The organism is Brachybacterium epidermidis (assembly GCF_015209585.1).
Classification (GTDB): Bacteria; Actinomycetota; Actinomycetes; order Actinomycetales; family Dermabacteraceae; genus Brachybacterium; species Brachybacterium epidermidis.
This window is the reverse complement of the sequence record NZ_JADEYR010000020.1, coordinates 12,197-26,808: the sequence shown is the minus strand read 5'-3', so window position 1 is coordinate 26,808 and position 14,612 is coordinate 12,197. Positions and strand designations below refer to the sequence as shown.

The window sequence follows — 14,612 nt, the reverse complement described above, 5'->3', positions numbered from 1 at the left end:
ATCGCGATCGTCAGAAAGGAACGCCCGCACGGAGGAGAACGTTGGCGTAGGGGGACGCCTCTCCTGTGCGCACGATGAACCGCGCGGATGCAGTGAGGGACTTGAGCTCCTCGTGGGGGACCGCCTCAGCATCGGGGAACCGCTCGGCCAGCCAGCGACCCGCATCCTGCCCCTCCACCTCGACGGCGCGGACTGCACCCTCGATCGCGACCTCCGAGAGGATCAGATCGAGCACGTCCGCGAAGCGGGGGATGCCGAAGCCCACGGCCAGGTCGACCTCGGGAACCCCGGGAGGAACCGGTAGCCCTGCATCGCCCACCACGAAGGTGTCCGTATGGCGTAGACGTGCAATGTGGAGGGCGAGCTGGGCGTGAAGGATGCCGGTCGTCCTCATCGGGATGCCTCCGTGGGACCTGGCAGATCGTCGGTCATGTAGGGGTAGCTCGGCTGGGCACCCTCCGAACGCACCGCGAAGGCACCCACCCGCGCGGCGAAGCGGGCGGCCTCTACCAGGTCGTCGGACCCCAGCAGGTGGGCGGCGAGGGCCCCGATGAAGGCGTCGCCCGCCCCCGTGGTGTCCACGGCCGCCACTGGTGAGGCGGGCACTGGGACGACCTCGGTTGCACCGGCCGGGAGCACGAGGGCACCCTCCCCACCGAGGGTGAGGACCAGCGAGCCGATCCCCGCGCGCCGCAGTGCCTGCAGCATGTCCCCCGCATCCTCGGGCACGTCTTTGCCTGGTGCGAGCAAACCGAGGACCAGACCTGCCTCGTGCTCGTTGACGACCAGGGGATCCGCTCGGTGCAGCACCTCCGCATCGAGCTCGACAACGGGGGCCGGATGGAGGATCACCCGCCCACCGCAGAGGCGGGCCGCCGCTTCGATGCCACTGCGGGGGGTCTCCCCCTGCAGGACCACGATATCGGCGTCCTCGAGCAGAGCGGCATGGGCGCCGACAGCGGCTGCATCGACGGTGGTGTTGGCCCCGGGGACGACGACGATGGTGTTCTCCCCATGCTCGTCGACGGTGACCACTGCCAGACCCGTGGGAGTGCCGGGGCTGGTGGAGACGGTGCCCACACCGACGCCGCACTCCTTCAGCAGTGACAGTGCCGCTCCGGCATGGGCATCGTCGCCGACGGCTCCGACCATCCGCACCTCGGCACCGAGCCTCCTGGCGGCAACGGCCTGGTTGGCGCCCTTCCCCCCGGGCGTGACCGAACCATCTGCTCCGATCAGCGTCTCCCCGGGACCGGGATGGCGCTCGACTCTCAGATTGAGGTCGGCATTGATGGAGCCGACGACGACGATGCCCGTCACAGGTACTCGCTCACGTTCTCGGCGGTGACCACCACCACGTCGACCTGGACCTCGGCCTCCGGGCTGCCGCCCTCGACCACGGTCTGAGCCTGTTCGACGGCCTGGGCTCCAAGTTCACCGGGCTGCTGCGCGATGGTGGCATGCATGGTCCCGGCCTCGACGGCGGCCAATCCGTTCCCGGTGCCGTCGAAGCCGACCACGAAGACCTCCGATCCCGCCCGCGGGCCGAGGGCCTCGATGGCACCGAGCGCCATCTCGTCGTTGTGGGCGAAGATGCCGACCACGTCCGGATTCGCCTGCAGGAGGTTGGTGGCGACGTTCAGACCCTCGGCACGGTCGAAGTTCGCGGTCTGCTCCGCGACCACTTCGATGTCACCGTGGTTGGCGATCTCCTCGGTGAAGCCCTGGCCGCGGTCACGGGTGGCCGACGCGCCGGGGACGCCTTGGAGCACGAGGATCTGGCCGGTGTCCTCGATGGCCTCGGCAAGGGCTTGGGCAGCCTGAGCGCCGCCTGCGACGTTGTCGGAGGCGATGTAGGAGACCAGCTCACCGCTGGTGGCGTTGCGGTCCACAGCGATCACGGGGATCTCGGCGGCGTTCAGCGCTTCGATCGAGGCGGACACTGCATCGGAGTCGGTGGGATTGACGATGACGCAGGCGACCCCCTGGGTGATGGCGTTCTGCAGGTGGTTGGCCTGGGTGGAGGCATCATCGGAGGCGTCCTGCACCTCGAGGGTGAGCCCGAGCTCTTCTGCGGCCTTCCGCGCGCCGTCGACGAGCTGAACGAAGAACGGGTTCGTCTGGGTGGAGACCGACAGCATGACTGTGCCTCCACCGCCGCCTCCCTCGGCGCCGGCCTCCCCGCCGCCGCGGTTGCAGGCGGCCAGGCTGAGGGCTCCGGCGAGGACGGCGGTGAGGCCGAGGGTCTGACGTCGGGTGGGGTTGACGGGGGACATCTTTGTTCCTTTCGTGGGGCGCGGCCCCGATGGGTTGGTTGCGTAGGTGCGGTAGGGCGTTGTCAGGGGTCAGGAGTCGGTCTTGCGGCGGAAGACGTCGAAGCCGACGGCTAGTGCGATCACGCAGCCGATCACGACCTGCTGCCAGAACGAGGAGACGTTCAGGATGTTCAGACCGTTGCGGATGACTGCCAGAAGGATGGCGCCGATGAGGGTGCCGGTTGCCCTGCCGGAACCGCCGGCCAGGGAGGCGCCGCCGATGACCACGGCAGCGATCGCGTCGAGCTCGTAGCCGGAGCCGGCCTGAGGCCCGGCAGAGCGCAGGCGCCCAGCAAGCACCAGTCCCGCGAGGCCTGCGAACAGACCGGACAGGGCGTAGACCCACACCAGGACGCGCTTGACGGGGATGCCTGAGAGTCGGGCGGCCTCGATGTTCCCGCCCACGGCGTACATGGAGCGTCCCAGGACGGTCCGCGAGAGGATGAACCAGCACACCACTCCCGCCAGCACCATCGCGAAGATCGGCACGGGAATGCCGGCCACGCGGCTCCCGAAGATGTTGACCGTGTCCGACGTATCGATGGGGGTGCCGTTGGAGACCACCAGGGTCAGGCCGCGGGCGATGGACATCATGGCGAGTGTGGCGATGAAGGCGGGCAGCTTGCCGTAGGCGATCGCGAGACCGGAGATCGAACCGGCCAGCATGCCCACCCCGAGTCCGACCACCACGGTGAGGATCCCGGGAAGGTTCAGGGAGGCGAAGGAGTAGGCGGAGACCATCGCGCCCAGAGCTGCGACGGACCCCACGGACAGGTCGATCCCGGCGGTGACGATGACGAAGGTCATTCCGAAGGCGAGGATTGCGACCACGGCAGCCTGGATCCCGATGTTGATGATGTTCGGGATCGTCAGGAAGGCCGGAGTGGCGATGAACAGACCGATGCACAGCAGGATCAGCCCCACCAGTGCACCGTTGTTCATCGCCCAGTGGCCGACCTTCGAGAGGGTCGAGCGCCGGGTGGGCGAGGTGGTCTGGGCAGTGGCGGTCATGCCGCTTCTCCTTCCGAGGAGATGGTCTGGGCGGGTTCGATGTTGGAGACGGCCAGGGCCATGACGTCGTCCTCCGAGGCGGTGTTGGACTCGAGAACGCCGGTGGCGCGGCCAGCGCTCATCACCAGGAGACGATCGCTCATGCCCAGCGCCTCGGGCAGTTCACTCGAGACCATGAGCACTGCCCCGCCGTTGTCGGTGATGGCGTTGATCAGCTCGTAGATCTCGACCTTTGCGCCGACGTCGACGCCGCGGGTGGGCTCGTCCAGCAGCAGGATGCGGGTGTCGGCCAGTACCCAGCGCCCGAAGACGACCTTCTGCTGGTTGCCGCCCGAGAGGTTGCGGATGGGCTGGCCGAGACCGGCCATCCGCACGTTCAGCCGGGAGGTGACGTCATCGGCCCGTCGCTTCTCTCCGGCCCGATCCACGAGCCCTGCGCGGGCGTGACGGCGGAATGTCGCCAGGCCCGTGTTGTCCTGCACCGAGTGCTCGAGCACCAGGCCCTGTGCCTTGCGGTCCTCGGGGACCAGGCCCAGTCCCGCTTCGATCGCAGCACCCACGTCCCCGGGTGGCAGCTGATCGCCCGCAACCGCGACGGTGCCGCGGTCGTAGCGGTCAGCACCGAAGACGGCTCGCAGCACCTCGGTGCGGCCGGCGCCCACCAGCCCGGCTATGCCCAGCACCTCACCGGCGCGCACCTCGAAGGAGACGTCCTCGAAGTGCCCTTCGCTGCTCAGACCCTCCACGGAGAGCAGCACGTCGCCGGGCTGTTCTGGTGCGCGGCGGGGGAACTGGTCCTCGATGTCGCGGCCCACCATCAGTCGGATCAGCTCGTTCTCCGGGGTGTCTGCGGGGACCTCCTGCACGAACTGGCCGTCGCGCAGCACGGTGACGGTGTCGCCGATCCGTGCGATCTCGTCGAGGTGGTGGGAGATGAACACCATTCCCACCTGGTCGGCCCGCAGATCCTCGACCACGGAGAACAGCTGGTCGATCTCCGTTCCGGTGAGGGCCGCGGTGGGCTCGTCGAGGATCAGTATGCGGGCCTGCTGGGAGAGGGCCTTGGCGATTTCGACGAGCTGCTGCTTGGCGACCCCCAGGGTTCCCACCGGGCGGTCCAGGGGGACCCGCAGGCCGATGCGCTCAAGCGCAGCGGAGGCGTGCCGACGCAGAGAGGAGCGGTCCACGAGCCCGAGCTTCTGCGGGGTCCTGCCGAGCATGATGTTCTCGGCCACGCTGAGTTGAGGGACCAGGTTCAGCTCCTGGTGGATCGTGGCGACGCCGTGGGCTTCGGCCGCCTTGACCGTGGGGAGATGGGTCTCGTTGCCGTCGATCAGGATGCGCCCACCATCGGGCTGGTAGATGCCCGACATCATCTTGATGAGTGTGGACTTCCCTGCACCGTTCTCACCGAGCAGCACCTGCACGCGGCCGGGGAGGACATCGACGCTCACGTCATCGATCACGGTGACAGGCCCGAACGTCTTGGTGACGTGGTCCAGTCGGAGCAAGGGGGCGGTCATGCGCAGGACCTCTCTTCTGTGAGGTGATCGGCGGCGGGCCGGGCGGAGCCGCCGAGGACGAGTGTGCTGGGAAGCCGGACCGACGTGACGATCTCCCCTGCTCGCAGACGTACGAGCAGATCGACAGCGGTCGCAGCCATCTCCTGGACCTGCTGGCGCACGTACGTGAGCGACGGACGGATCAGTGCTGTGGCCGGTGTGCCGTCGAAGCCGATGAAATGGAGGCCCTCACCGAGAGCGATGCCCTGCTCGACGATCGCGCTCAGAGCACCTTCGGTGGTCTGGGCGTCGCTGGCGAGGATCGCGCGCACGCCGCTCCCGAGTAGGGAGGTGGCGGCGCGGTGGCCGGACTCGGTGTGGAAGTCTCCCTCCTGCCATTCGACCTCCACACCGTGGTGATCCGCAGCGGTGGCAACCTGTTCGATGCGTTCGATACCGGTTGATGTCGTGCGAGGACCGGTGATGAAGCCGACCCTGCGGTGCCCCAGCCGGGACATGAGGGCGATCGCCTCGTCGAGTGCCGAGCTGGTATCGCTGGTGACCGATGGGGTGGGGGAGCCGGGGATCCGCCTGTCGATGAAGACGGTGGGGATCGCGTCGTCATCAAGGCCAGCCAGGGCCTGCTCTGCATCGGCGAAGGGAGAGACGATGACGCCGTCCACGCGGCGCTCGCGCAGCACGTCGACGTACATGGCCATCTGTTCCGGGCGCTCGTCCGCGTTGCACAGGAGGGTGGTGACACCGTGCTCGAGCGCGCTCTGCTCGACCACGTGCGCCAGCTGGGAGAAGTAGGGGTTGCGCACATCGGGGATCAGCAGGCCGATGCTCGCCGTGTGGTTCGAACGCAGTGATCGAGCGAGGGAGTTGACCCTGTAGTCCAGGTCCTTGGCGGCTTGGAGCACGGCCTCGCGCGTGGCCGGGCGAACGGAACCGTTCCCGCTGAGGGCGCGAGACGCGGTGCCGAGGGACACCCCGGCACGGGCAGCGACGTCACGAATGGTGGGCCTGGCCACGTGCTCCTCCTTCGACACGTCGTCGTGTGCGGGACGCCGCCCGGAGGATCGGCGCCACCCAGAGTGGAAACGTTTCCAAAGTGAGTGGGTTAGATCATAATCGGCGCGAGCGTGGTGCGCAACAGCTGGAACCTGCACGCGCCTCTGGACACCCCTGCCGGTGATCCCCGGTGCGGCCTACCCTTGCTCCATGAATGCGAGCCCCACGACGAGCAGCGCCTCCAGCACACACGGCACCCCCGGCACCCCCGGCACCGAGGGTGAGGAGGCCCTGAGCCCCGTCGAGCGGGCCGTGCGCGAGGCCGCCCGTGCGGCGAAGGACGCCCAGCCGGCCCTGGCCCGCCTGCACCGCGACCGCAAGGACGCCGTGCTGCTGGCCATGGCCGACGCCCTGGTGGAGCACAGCGGGCAGATCGTCGATGCCAACGCCCGTGACCTCGAGGCGGCCGATGCGAGCGGGATGGCTGCGGGCCTGCGCGACCGGCTCGCCCTGACCCCGCAGCGCGTGGAGGCGATCGCCCAGCAGCTGCGCGACGCGGCCGCCCTCCCGGACCCCGTGGGGGAGGTGATGCAGGGCTCGATCCTGCGCAACGGCCTCGAACTGCGGCAGATCCGGGTGCCGCTGGGCGTGATCGGCATGGTGTACGAGGCCCGCCCCAACGTGACCGTCGACGCCGCCGGGCTGGCCCTGAAGTCCGGCAACGCCGTGGTGCTGCGCGGTGGTTCCGCGGCCCTGCACTCCAACACGGCCCTGATCGCGGTGCTGCGCTCGGTGCTCGCCGAGCACGAGCTGCCCGAGGACCTGATCGTGGGGATCGACCAGCGCGGCCGCGAGGGCGTCGATGCCCTGCTGCGGGCCCGCGGCCTGGTGGACGTGCTGATCCCGCGCGGGGGAGCGGGGCTGATCCAGCACGTGGTGACCCACTCCGTGGTGCCCGTGATCGAGACCGGCACCGGCAACACCCACGTGTTCCTCGACGCCAGCGCGGACCTGGCGCAGGCCGTGGACATCATCACCAACGCCAAGACCCAGCGGATCGGGGTGTGCAACGCCCTGGAGACCCTGCTGGTGCACCGCGACATCGCCGAGCGCGCCCTTCCCCTGGTGGCGGCGCCCCTGGCCGAGGCCGGCGTGACCCTGCACGTGGATGAGCAGGCCCGTGCCGCACTGGATGTCGGCAAGGGAGGGACCGCGGGTGCCGGCATCGACGTGGTCGATGCCACCGAGGAGGACTGGGACACCGAGTACCTGTCCCTGGACCTCGCGATCCGCGTGGTGGAGGACCTGGATGCGGCGCTGGCGCACATCCGCGCCCACTCCACCGGCCACACCGAGTCGATCCTCACCCGTGACCTGGTCAGCCAGCAGCGCTTCCTGTCGGAGGTGGACTCCGCCGTGGTGATGGCCAATGCCTCCACCCGCTTCTCCGATGGCGGCGAGTTCGGCTTCGGCGCCGAGATCGGCATCTCCACCCAGAAGCTCCACGCCCGCGGACCCATGGGCCTGCCGGAGCTGACGTGCGGGAAGTGGCTGGTGGTGGGTCAGGGGCATGTGCGTGCCTGATCGCACGGCGGGTCCGCGCCCGGTGCGCGGGGCGGGCTGTGGGATGATGGGCCGGTCACCCCGTCGAAAGGCCACCTGAACAATGACCGACCAGCTCATGATCCTCGCCGAGTCCGGAGCCGGCGCCGAGGGCATCCCCGCCTACCTGGTGGGTCTCGGCATGCTCGTCATCCTGCTGGGCCTGCTGGCCATCACGTACCTCGCCGGCGGCGGCAACCGCTCCCCGCGTAAGGGGCATCCTGCTGAGACCCGCACCACCGGTCACCACGACACCGGCGCGAGCGACCACTGACCTCGATGGAGCAGCGTCGGCGCCGTCTCGGCGTGATGGGCGGGACCTTCGATCCGATCCATCATGGCCACCTCGTGGCCGCCAGCGAGGTCCAGAGCGTGTTCGGCCTGGACGAGGTGATCTTCGTCCCCACCGGCAGGCCCTGGCAGAAGTCCGATCGGGAGATCTCGAATCCCGAGCACCGCTACCTGATGACGGTGGTGGCCACTGCCGCCAACCCCGTGTTCACCGTGTCTCGCGTGGACGTGGACCGGCCCGGTGCCACCTACACCATCGACACCCTGCGAGACCTGCGGGACCTGCACCCGGACGCGGACCTCTTCTTCATCACCGGTGCCGACGCCCTGCAGTCCATCCTCACCTGGAAGGACACCCAGGAGATCTTCGAGCTGGCGCACTTCGTGGGCGTCACCCGGCCCGGCCACGAGCTGGATACTGCCGGTCTCCCGGCTGACGGCGTGACCCTGATCGAGGTGCCCGCTATGGCGATCAGCTCCACCGACTGCCGCGCCCGCGTCTTCGCTGGCCAGCCCGTGTGGTACCTGGTGCCGGACGGCGTGGTGCAGTACATCAACAAGTACGCCCTGTACACAGGAGGTGACGGCGTTGACTGAGTCCGACGCCCCCACCCGGCACGGCCGTCGGGCCCGCCGCCTGACGCCGGAGGAGGAAGCGGCCCAGCAGGCGCGCGCCACCTCCGCCATCGGCGACGGCTCCGCGGCTCCCGCCGCCCGCGGCGCGGTGGCCCCGCCCGGTGCCGATGCGCCCCTCCCGCGCCTGCGCAAGTTCGGTCGGCGCGCTCGCATCATCGAGCTCGCCGATCCCGTCGATGCCGAGGTCGTCGCAGCACCCGCCGATGGGCCGAGCACGGACACGAGCGCGCATCCCGCCCCGGAGGCGCGCCCTGATGACGACGCCGTCCGGGATGCTGCGCACGACGATGCCGCGGTCCCGTCGGCCGCCTCGGTCCCGCAGCAGGCGGACCCGGCGGCAGGCACCGCGACCGCCACTGCGACGGCCGCTTCGACAGTGCCGGTGGACCGCGACAGCGACGGCGTGGAGCTGGGGGAGATGTCGGTGAGCGAGGCTCCCGATCCGCGCCCCGCACCCCGCTTCGAGGGCAAGGTGCTGCAGCGCGCCGACGACTCCGGCGGGCGATCCCTGCTGTGGGTGGTGTGGGTGCTGATCGGCCTGGCCGTGCTGGCCCTCATCATCCTGCTGGCCACCGGGGTGCTGGGCCCCGGCGACACCGGCGCATTCGGTGCCCTTGCAGCTCTGCCTGATCCGCACGTGCTCGATCTCGCATCCACCCCGTACCCGACACCCCTGGAGGTCACGTCCGCGTGAGTGCCCCCGACGAATCCCTCGACCTCGCCCGCGTGGCCGGCCGGGCCGCCGCCGACAAGCTCGCCAACGAAGTGATCGGCCTGGACGTCTCCGAGCAGGTCGTCATCACCGACGTGTTCCTGGTGTGCTCCGGCGACTCCGAGCGCCAGGTGTCCGCCATCGTCGACGGCGTTGAGGAGGCACTGCTGAAGGAGCGCCGCCGCAAGCCCCTGCGCCGCGAGGGTGAGCGCGATGCCCGCTGGGTGCTGCTGGACTACGGGGACATCGTGGTGCACGTGCAGCACGCCGAGGACCGCGCCTTCTACGCGCTGGAGCGGCTGTGGCGCGACGCCCCCGTGATCGACCTGCAGCTGGACCAGGCGGCCACGGGCGAGAGCACCTCTGATCCCCAGTGAGCTCGATCACCGCCGGCATGAACGGCCACGTGCGCACACGGCTGATCCTGGCCCGCCACGGGCAGACGGACTACAACCGCGAGGCCCGCCTCCAGGGCCAGGTCGACATCCCCCTGAACGCCGTGGGTCGCAAGCAGGCCAGGGCTCTGGCCGCCGCGATGGTCGAGCAGGAGCCGGACGTCATCGTCTCCTCCCCGCTCGCGCGTGCCCACGACACGGCCCTCGAGGTGGGGAAGGCCTGCGGCATCGACGTGGTCGTCGACGAGGCCTTCCTGGAACGCGGCTTCGGGCCGTGGGAAGGACTGCGCGGCGAGGAGATCCGCAGCCGCTGGCCCCAGGAGCACGCCCTGTGGCGCGAGCACCGCTCCGTGCCAGGCCTGGGCATCGAGGACCGACCGGACGTGGCCCGCCGCGTGGCCGACCGCTGCCACCAGCTGATGGCCGAGAACACCGGCATGACCGTGCTGGTGGTGGGCCACGGGGCCGCCACCACCCTGGGCATCACCGAGCTGCTGGGCCTGGACACCGACACCTTCCGCGGCATCGGCGGCCTGCAGAACTGCCACCGATCCGTGCTCGAGCCGCTCTACTCCGACCCCACCGGGGAGCGCATGAGGCTGGTGTCACACAACATCGCCCCCGATTTCATCTGAGGCCGCCGAGGATGTAAGCTCGCTGAGTCGCCACGCCGACGGGACGGCCCGCAGGGGCTCGACGAGGCAGGTGACTCCCATTCGGGGCTATGGCGCAGTTGGTAGCGCGCTTCCATGGCATGGAAGAGGTCAGGGGTTCGAATCCCCTTAGCTCCACGTAAGTTGAGAAATTCGAAACCTGCCCCGCCTGATGGCGGGGCAGTTTCGCGTCCGGGGCCGGTTGGGGCGTCTCGCCCCGGTGCTCCTGAGCGAGGACAGCGGCAGCCGGTTCGGCTGGTAGGAACGTGACGTGTTCGTCCTCGTCGATGATGATCCGCTTGAACAGTGCGCGGTTGAGGATGCGGCGTTCAGCAGGTTCGCACTTGCTGTAGAGGTCGCCGAGGTCGGTGAGGACACCGACGATCTGATCGAGCCCCTCCTGAGCGTTGTGGTGTCGCGCGTCAGACTTAGTGGCAGGGCCGTTATGTAGGTCCTGAAGGAGAGTCAGACATGGGTAGACCACCCTCGATTCCGGCGGAGAAGAAGACCCGGATAGTGCTGAGCGTGCTGGCCGGCGAGATGTCCATCGCCGAAGCGGCACGCAAGGAGAAAGTCAGTGAGCAGTCCATCGGACGGTGGAAGGCCGAGTTCCTGGAAGCCGGCAAGACCGCCCTGGTGGCCGGCAGGTCCGGACCATCCTCCCGAGAGGAACAGCTGGAGGCCGAGGTCGCCGAGCTGACCCAGGCCTTGGGCGAGGCACACCTGGAGGCCAGGGTGTGGAAGAAGTCCGCGGAGGGCCGGCTGGGCCCTTCGAGGACCTCGAGGTGATCCGCGTGGAAGCGGGCATGTCGACCGCGAGGTTCTGCCAGCTCTTCGACATGCCCGAGCGGACCTGGCGCCGCTGGCAGGCCAAGGCCCGCACCGGGACGGCGGTGAAGGGACCGTGGCCGCAACCGGCACGGCAGGCCGCCAGGGAACTGGTGGTCAAGCACGCGCTGGCCCATCCGGCGTGGGGGCATCGGAAGATCTGGGCGATGGTCCGCCACGACGGGCATGTTGTTTCCGAGGCGACCGTGCTGCGAATCCTGCGCGACGAGGGGCTGATTCTGCCCGCGCAGTACCAACGGGAGCGACGGAAGCTGGCCGAGCGGCGCAAGGCCGCGTTCGCCGGGCGTGTCAGATGGTCTGTGTAAGCCGTACCGAGAGGAACGGTAAGAATCATGACCATGACCGACGAGAAGAAGCAGGCCGGTGGTGAGCCCACTGGTCGGGATCTGGTCGAGCAGCTGAAAGCCTCAGGGCAGCTTGATGCCCTGTTCGCGCAGATCGACGCGGGCGGCGTCGAGCTCACCGGTGACGGCGGGTTCGTGCCCGCGCTGGTCAAGGCCGCGCTCGAGCGGGGCTTGCAGGCCGAGCTGACCAGCCATCTGGGCTACGAGAAGGGCTCGAGCGAGGCGCCGAAGCACGCCAACTCCCGCAACGGGACCACCCCGAAGACCGTGGAGTCCGAGGTCGGGCCGATCGAGCTGGACGTCCCGCGAGATCGGGGCGGGTCGTTCACCCCGCGCCTGGTCCCCAAGGGCCAGCGGCGGCTCGGGGGCCTGGATGACATGATCATCCCCCCGCCGCAGAGCGGCGGGAGGTGCCCCCTGCCTCTATGCCGGCGGGATGACGATCCGGGACATCCAGCACCACCTGGCGAGCACGATCGGCACGGACCTGTCCCACGAGACGATCTCCAATATCACCGACGCGGTCAGTGAGGAGGTCCTGGCCTGGCAGACCCGGCCGCTGGAGGAGTTCTATCCCGTGATCTATCTCGATGCGATCCGCATCAAGATCCGAGAGAACAACCAGGTCCTCAACCGCGCCGCCTACATCGCCGTCGGAGTCGACCTCGAGGGCATCAAGCACGTGCTGGGCATCTGGGTCCAGGACACCGAGGGATCGGCGTTCTGGGCCCACGTCTGCGCGGACCTGGCCAACCGGGGCGTCAGGGACGTGCTGATCGTCTGCTGCGACGGCCTGAAGGGGCTCCCAGAGGCTATCGAGGCGACGTGGCCGGACTCGATGGTCCAGACCTGCGTGGTCCACCTGATCCGGGCAGCGATGCGGTTCGTGGCCTACTCCGACCGCAGACAGGTCGCCGCCGCGTTGAAGCCGATCTACACCGCCCCCAACGAAGAGACCGCGAGGAATGCTCTGGCCGATTATGAGGCCTCCGAGTTGGGGAAGAAGTACCCGTCCACGGTGGCGACCTGGGCGAACTCGTGGGAGCGGTTCACGCCGTTCCTGCAATTCCCGCCGATGCTGCGCAAGGTCATCTACACCACCAACAGCATCGAGTCGTTGAACTTCCAGCTGCGGAAGGTCACCAAGAACCGCGGGCACTTCCCCTCGACGGACGCGGCAGTGAAGCTGTTGTGGCTGGCGATCTGCAACATCGAGGACAAACGCGCCCTGGAGCGGGAGAAGGAACGTGGCAAGCCCGCCGACCAGCGTCGAGCATCCGGCCGGCTGGTCGAGGGCCAGGTCGTCACCAACTGGAAGCAGGCCCTCGCCCAGCTCGCTGCCGCCTACCCCGACCGGATCAACCCCTACCTGTGACAACCCCGCTTACACAGACAGATTGACAGGCCGCGTTCGCCACCGAGCCCTCAGGCCCGAACCAAGTCTGGCAGCTGGACTTCAGCGAGTTCGAGACCACCACCGGAGGGACCTGGCGGCTGGCCGGGTGCCGGGACTACTGGTCCAAGTACGAGCACCCCTTCCACGTTTCGCCCACCGGGAACCAGCACGACGCGATCGACGCGATCGAGTTGGCCCTGGCCGACTACGAGGCCATGTTCGGTCACCTGAAGCGTCCTGGGTTTCGTTCCGTGGTTAGCCTCGAGATTTCACGGGGGTGTGGTCTCGCCCGACGGACGGCATAAAGAAAGGTGCTCCTGGCCTGGGATGATGCGGGGTGTTGAGTCTCGTAATCCCTGGCCGGAAGGAGCACCTTTCAGGTGTCCCACCCTACCTTGTTCTTCTACCCCCGTCCGCGCGTGGACATCGCTGAGGTCCCGGCGGCCGCGCATGCGGGCGCGGTGCTGCTGACCGGCACGATCCACGCCACCGGCCTCGCCCCTTCGCTGCGTGAAGCTCTGGATCCGTGGACGAAGCCACTGGCCGAGCATCACGCCTCGAAGGTCCTGCTGGACCTCGCGATGACTCTCGCGATCGGCGGCGAGCACGCTTCGGATACTGATCTGCTGCGATGCGAACCGGGACTGTTCGGAGACGTCGCCTCGGCCCCAACGATCTCCAGGAACCTGACCACGCTGGCCGAGGACGCCCCCGCCGTGGTCGAGGCGATCTCCCAGGCCCGCCGCATCGCGCGGGAACGGGCCTGGGCACTGGCCGGCGACCACTCCCCGGTCCGCAGGGTCAGTGCGCAGAATCCGCTGGTCATCGACCTCGACGCCACCCTGATCAACGTCCACAGCGAGAAGGAGCAGGCTGCACCGACGTTCAAACGCGGCTTCGGTTACCACCCACTGTGCGCTTTCCTGGACCACGGCAGCGAAGGAACCGGGGAACCGCTGGCGATCCACCTGCGCCCCGGCAACGCCGGTTCCAACACCGCCGCCGATCACATCACCATCACCAGGCAGGCCCTTGCGCAGCTCCCGGCTGGTCTGCTCTCCTCCGGCGGAAGGGGGTCGAAGAAGGCCCTGATCCGCACCGACGGAGCCGGGGGCACCCAGGACTTCGTCAAGTGGCTGACCGGGCAGCGTCTGGCCTACTCAGTCGGGTTCACCCTCCCCGCGAACACTCCCGACCTGCTGGAACGTATCCATGAGGCGCAGACGTGGACTCCTGCCTACGACACCGACACCGACGGGATCCGCGACGGAGCATGGGTCGCGGAACTGACCGGGCTGCTGGATCTTCAGGGTTGGCCGCCCGGGATGCGGGTGATCGTGCGGAAGGAACGTCCTCATCCTGGGGCGCAGCTGCGGATCACCGATCACGAGGGGATGCGCATCACCGCGTTCGCGACCAACACCCCGCGCGGCCAACTTCCCGTGCTCGAGCTGCGACACCGCCGCCGCGCACGATGCGAAGACCGGATCCGCAACGCCAAGGACATGGGCTTGATGAAGTTCCCGCTGCAGGGCTTCGCGCAGAACCAGGTCTGGTGCCAGATCATCCAGCTCGCTAGCGAGCTCGTCGCCTGGATGCAGACCATCGCGCTGACCGGCCATGATGCGCGGAAGTGGGAGCCCAAACGGCTCCGCGCACGGCTGTTCGAGATCCCCGCGACCCTCGTGCGCCGCAGCCGGCACAACCTCCTCCACCTCGCCCAGCACGCTCCCGAAGCCCGCACCGTCCTAACCGGCGTCAACCGGCTCCGCATTGCCGTCGCGCAGACCTGATCCGGCAAGGCCGCCCGTCCCTACGACCAGCAGCATCTCTTCTCGGGAGTGGAACCCGACCGCCCGCAACGGACACTGCGACGATCTGTCATACCCGAA

Annotated in this window: 16 protein-coding genes, 1 tRNA gene and 1 pseudogene; 12 read left to right on the top strand and 6 right to left on the bottom strand. The window is 68.7% G+C overall.

Annotation, left to right across the window (positions count from 1 at the left end; all coding sequences use genetic code 11):
* Positions 1-10: 10 nt before the first annotated feature.
* From rbsD to IOE58_RS13235, 6 genes are all read right to left on the bottom strand, one after another.
* A complete protein-coding gene (rbsD, locus tag IOE58_RS13260; RefSeq protein WP_193866836.1) occupies positions 11-394 on the bottom strand; it encodes a D-ribose pyranase in 384 nt (127 codons plus the stop codon).
* On the bottom strand, positions 391-1,320 hold the full coding sequence (locus tag IOE58_RS13255; protein ID WP_193866835.1) for a PfkB family carbohydrate kinase: 930 nt from the start codon (positions 1,318-1,320) through the stop codon (positions 391-393). Before IOE58_RS13255 ends, rbsD begins: the two co-directional genes overlap by 4 nt.
* Positions 1,317-2,276 (bottom strand): substrate-binding domain-containing protein, encoded by a 960-nt coding sequence (locus IOE58_RS13250; protein ID WP_193866834.1) that lies wholly within the window; start codon positions 2,274-2,276, stop codon positions 1,317-1,319. Before IOE58_RS13250 ends, IOE58_RS13255 begins: the two co-directional genes overlap by 4 nt.
* Before the next feature lie 69 nt (positions 2,277-2,345).
* Complete coding sequence (locus IOE58_RS13245) at positions 2,346-3,326, bottom strand: ABC transporter permease (RefSeq protein WP_017824100.1); 981 nt, start codon at positions 3,324-3,326, stop codon at positions 2,346-2,348.
* The gene (locus IOE58_RS13240) at positions 3,323-4,849 is read right to left on the bottom strand and encodes a sugar ABC transporter ATP-binding protein (RefSeq protein WP_193866833.1); all 1,527 of its coding nucleotides are present in this window, start codon (positions 4,847-4,849) and stop codon (positions 3,323-3,325) included. Before IOE58_RS13240 ends, IOE58_RS13245 begins: the two co-directional genes overlap by 4 nt.
* A complete protein-coding gene (locus tag IOE58_RS13235) occupies positions 4,846-5,862 on the bottom strand; it encodes a substrate-binding domain-containing protein (protein WP_193866832.1) in 1,017 nt (338 codons plus the stop codon). The genes IOE58_RS13240 and IOE58_RS13235 overlap by 4 nt, the downstream gene beginning before the upstream one ends.
* A 190-nt stretch (positions 5,863-6,052) precedes the next feature.
* Between IOE58_RS13235 and IOE58_RS13230 the strand changes: the two genes are divergently transcribed.
* The 12 genes and pseudogenes from IOE58_RS13230 to IOE58_RS13175 all read left to right on the top strand — a co-directional run bounded on the left by IOE58_RS13230 (position 6,053) and on the right by IOE58_RS13175 (position 14,513).
* Positions 6,053-7,426 carry a glutamate-5-semialdehyde dehydrogenase gene (locus IOE58_RS13230; protein WP_193866831.1) on the top strand — a complete coding sequence of 458 codons (1,374 nt, stop codon included), beginning with the start codon at positions 6,053-6,055 and terminating at the stop codon, positions 7,424-7,426.
* 82 nt (positions 7,427-7,508) lie between these two features.
* Positions 7,509-7,718, top strand: a complete 210-nt coding sequence (locus IOE58_RS13225) for a hypothetical protein (protein ID WP_193866830.1) — start codon at positions 7,509-7,511, stop codon at positions 7,716-7,718.
* A 5-nt stretch (positions 7,719-7,723) separates the two neighbouring features.
* The gene (gene nadD, locus IOE58_RS13220) at positions 7,724-8,332 is read left to right on the top strand and encodes a nicotinate-nucleotide adenylyltransferase (RefSeq protein WP_193866829.1); all 609 of its coding nucleotides are present in this window, start codon (positions 7,724-7,726) and stop codon (positions 8,330-8,332) included.
* Positions 8,325-9,065, top strand: a complete 741-nt coding sequence (locus tag IOE58_RS13215) for a hypothetical protein (RefSeq protein ID WP_193866828.1) — start codon at positions 8,325-8,327, stop codon at positions 9,063-9,065. The genes nadD and IOE58_RS13215 overlap by 8 nt, the downstream gene beginning before the upstream one ends.
* Complete coding sequence (rsfS, locus tag IOE58_RS13210) at positions 9,062-9,460, top strand: ribosome silencing factor (RefSeq protein ID WP_193866827.1); 399 nt, start codon at positions 9,062-9,064, stop codon at positions 9,458-9,460. The genes IOE58_RS13215 and rsfS overlap by 4 nt, the downstream gene beginning before the upstream one ends.
* Entirely contained in the window at positions 9,457-10,113 is a 657-nt protein-coding gene (locus IOE58_RS13205) for a histidine phosphatase family protein (RefSeq protein WP_259792800.1), read from the top strand. Before rsfS ends, IOE58_RS13205 begins: the two co-directional genes overlap by 4 nt.
* Positions 10,114-10,196: 83 nt before the next feature.
* Positions 10,197-10,269 (top strand) — tRNA-Ala (locus tag IOE58_RS13200).
* Positions 10,270-10,402: 133 nt separating this feature from the next.
* Positions 10,403-10,582 carry a hypothetical protein gene (locus IOE58_RS13195; protein WP_193866826.1) on the top strand — a complete coding sequence of 60 codons (180 nt, stop codon included), beginning with the start codon at positions 10,403-10,405 and terminating at the stop codon, positions 10,580-10,582.
* A gap of 20 nt (positions 10,583-10,602) precedes the next feature.
* The gene (locus tag IOE58_RS13190) at positions 10,603-10,920 is read left to right on the top strand and encodes a transposase (RefSeq protein ID WP_010080477.1); all 318 of its coding nucleotides are present in this window, start codon (positions 10,603-10,605) and stop codon (positions 10,918-10,920) included.
* Positions 10,917-11,285, top strand: coding sequence for an IS3 family transposase (locus IOE58_RS13185; protein WP_348981993.1), 369 nt, complete (start codon positions 10,917-10,919; stop codon positions 11,283-11,285). The genes IOE58_RS13190 and IOE58_RS13185 overlap by 4 nt, the downstream gene beginning before the upstream one ends.
* Before the next feature lie 33 nt (positions 11,286-11,318).
* Positions 11,319-12,699 (top strand): annotated as a pseudogene (locus IOE58_RS13180) (IS256 family transposase).
* Positions 12,700-13,100: 401 nt separating this feature from the next.
* Complete coding sequence (locus IOE58_RS13175; RefSeq protein WP_193866825.1) at positions 13,101-14,513, top strand: IS1380 family transposase; 1,413 nt, start codon at positions 13,101-13,103, stop codon at positions 14,511-14,513.
* Positions 14,514-14,612 lie beyond the last annotated feature (99 nt).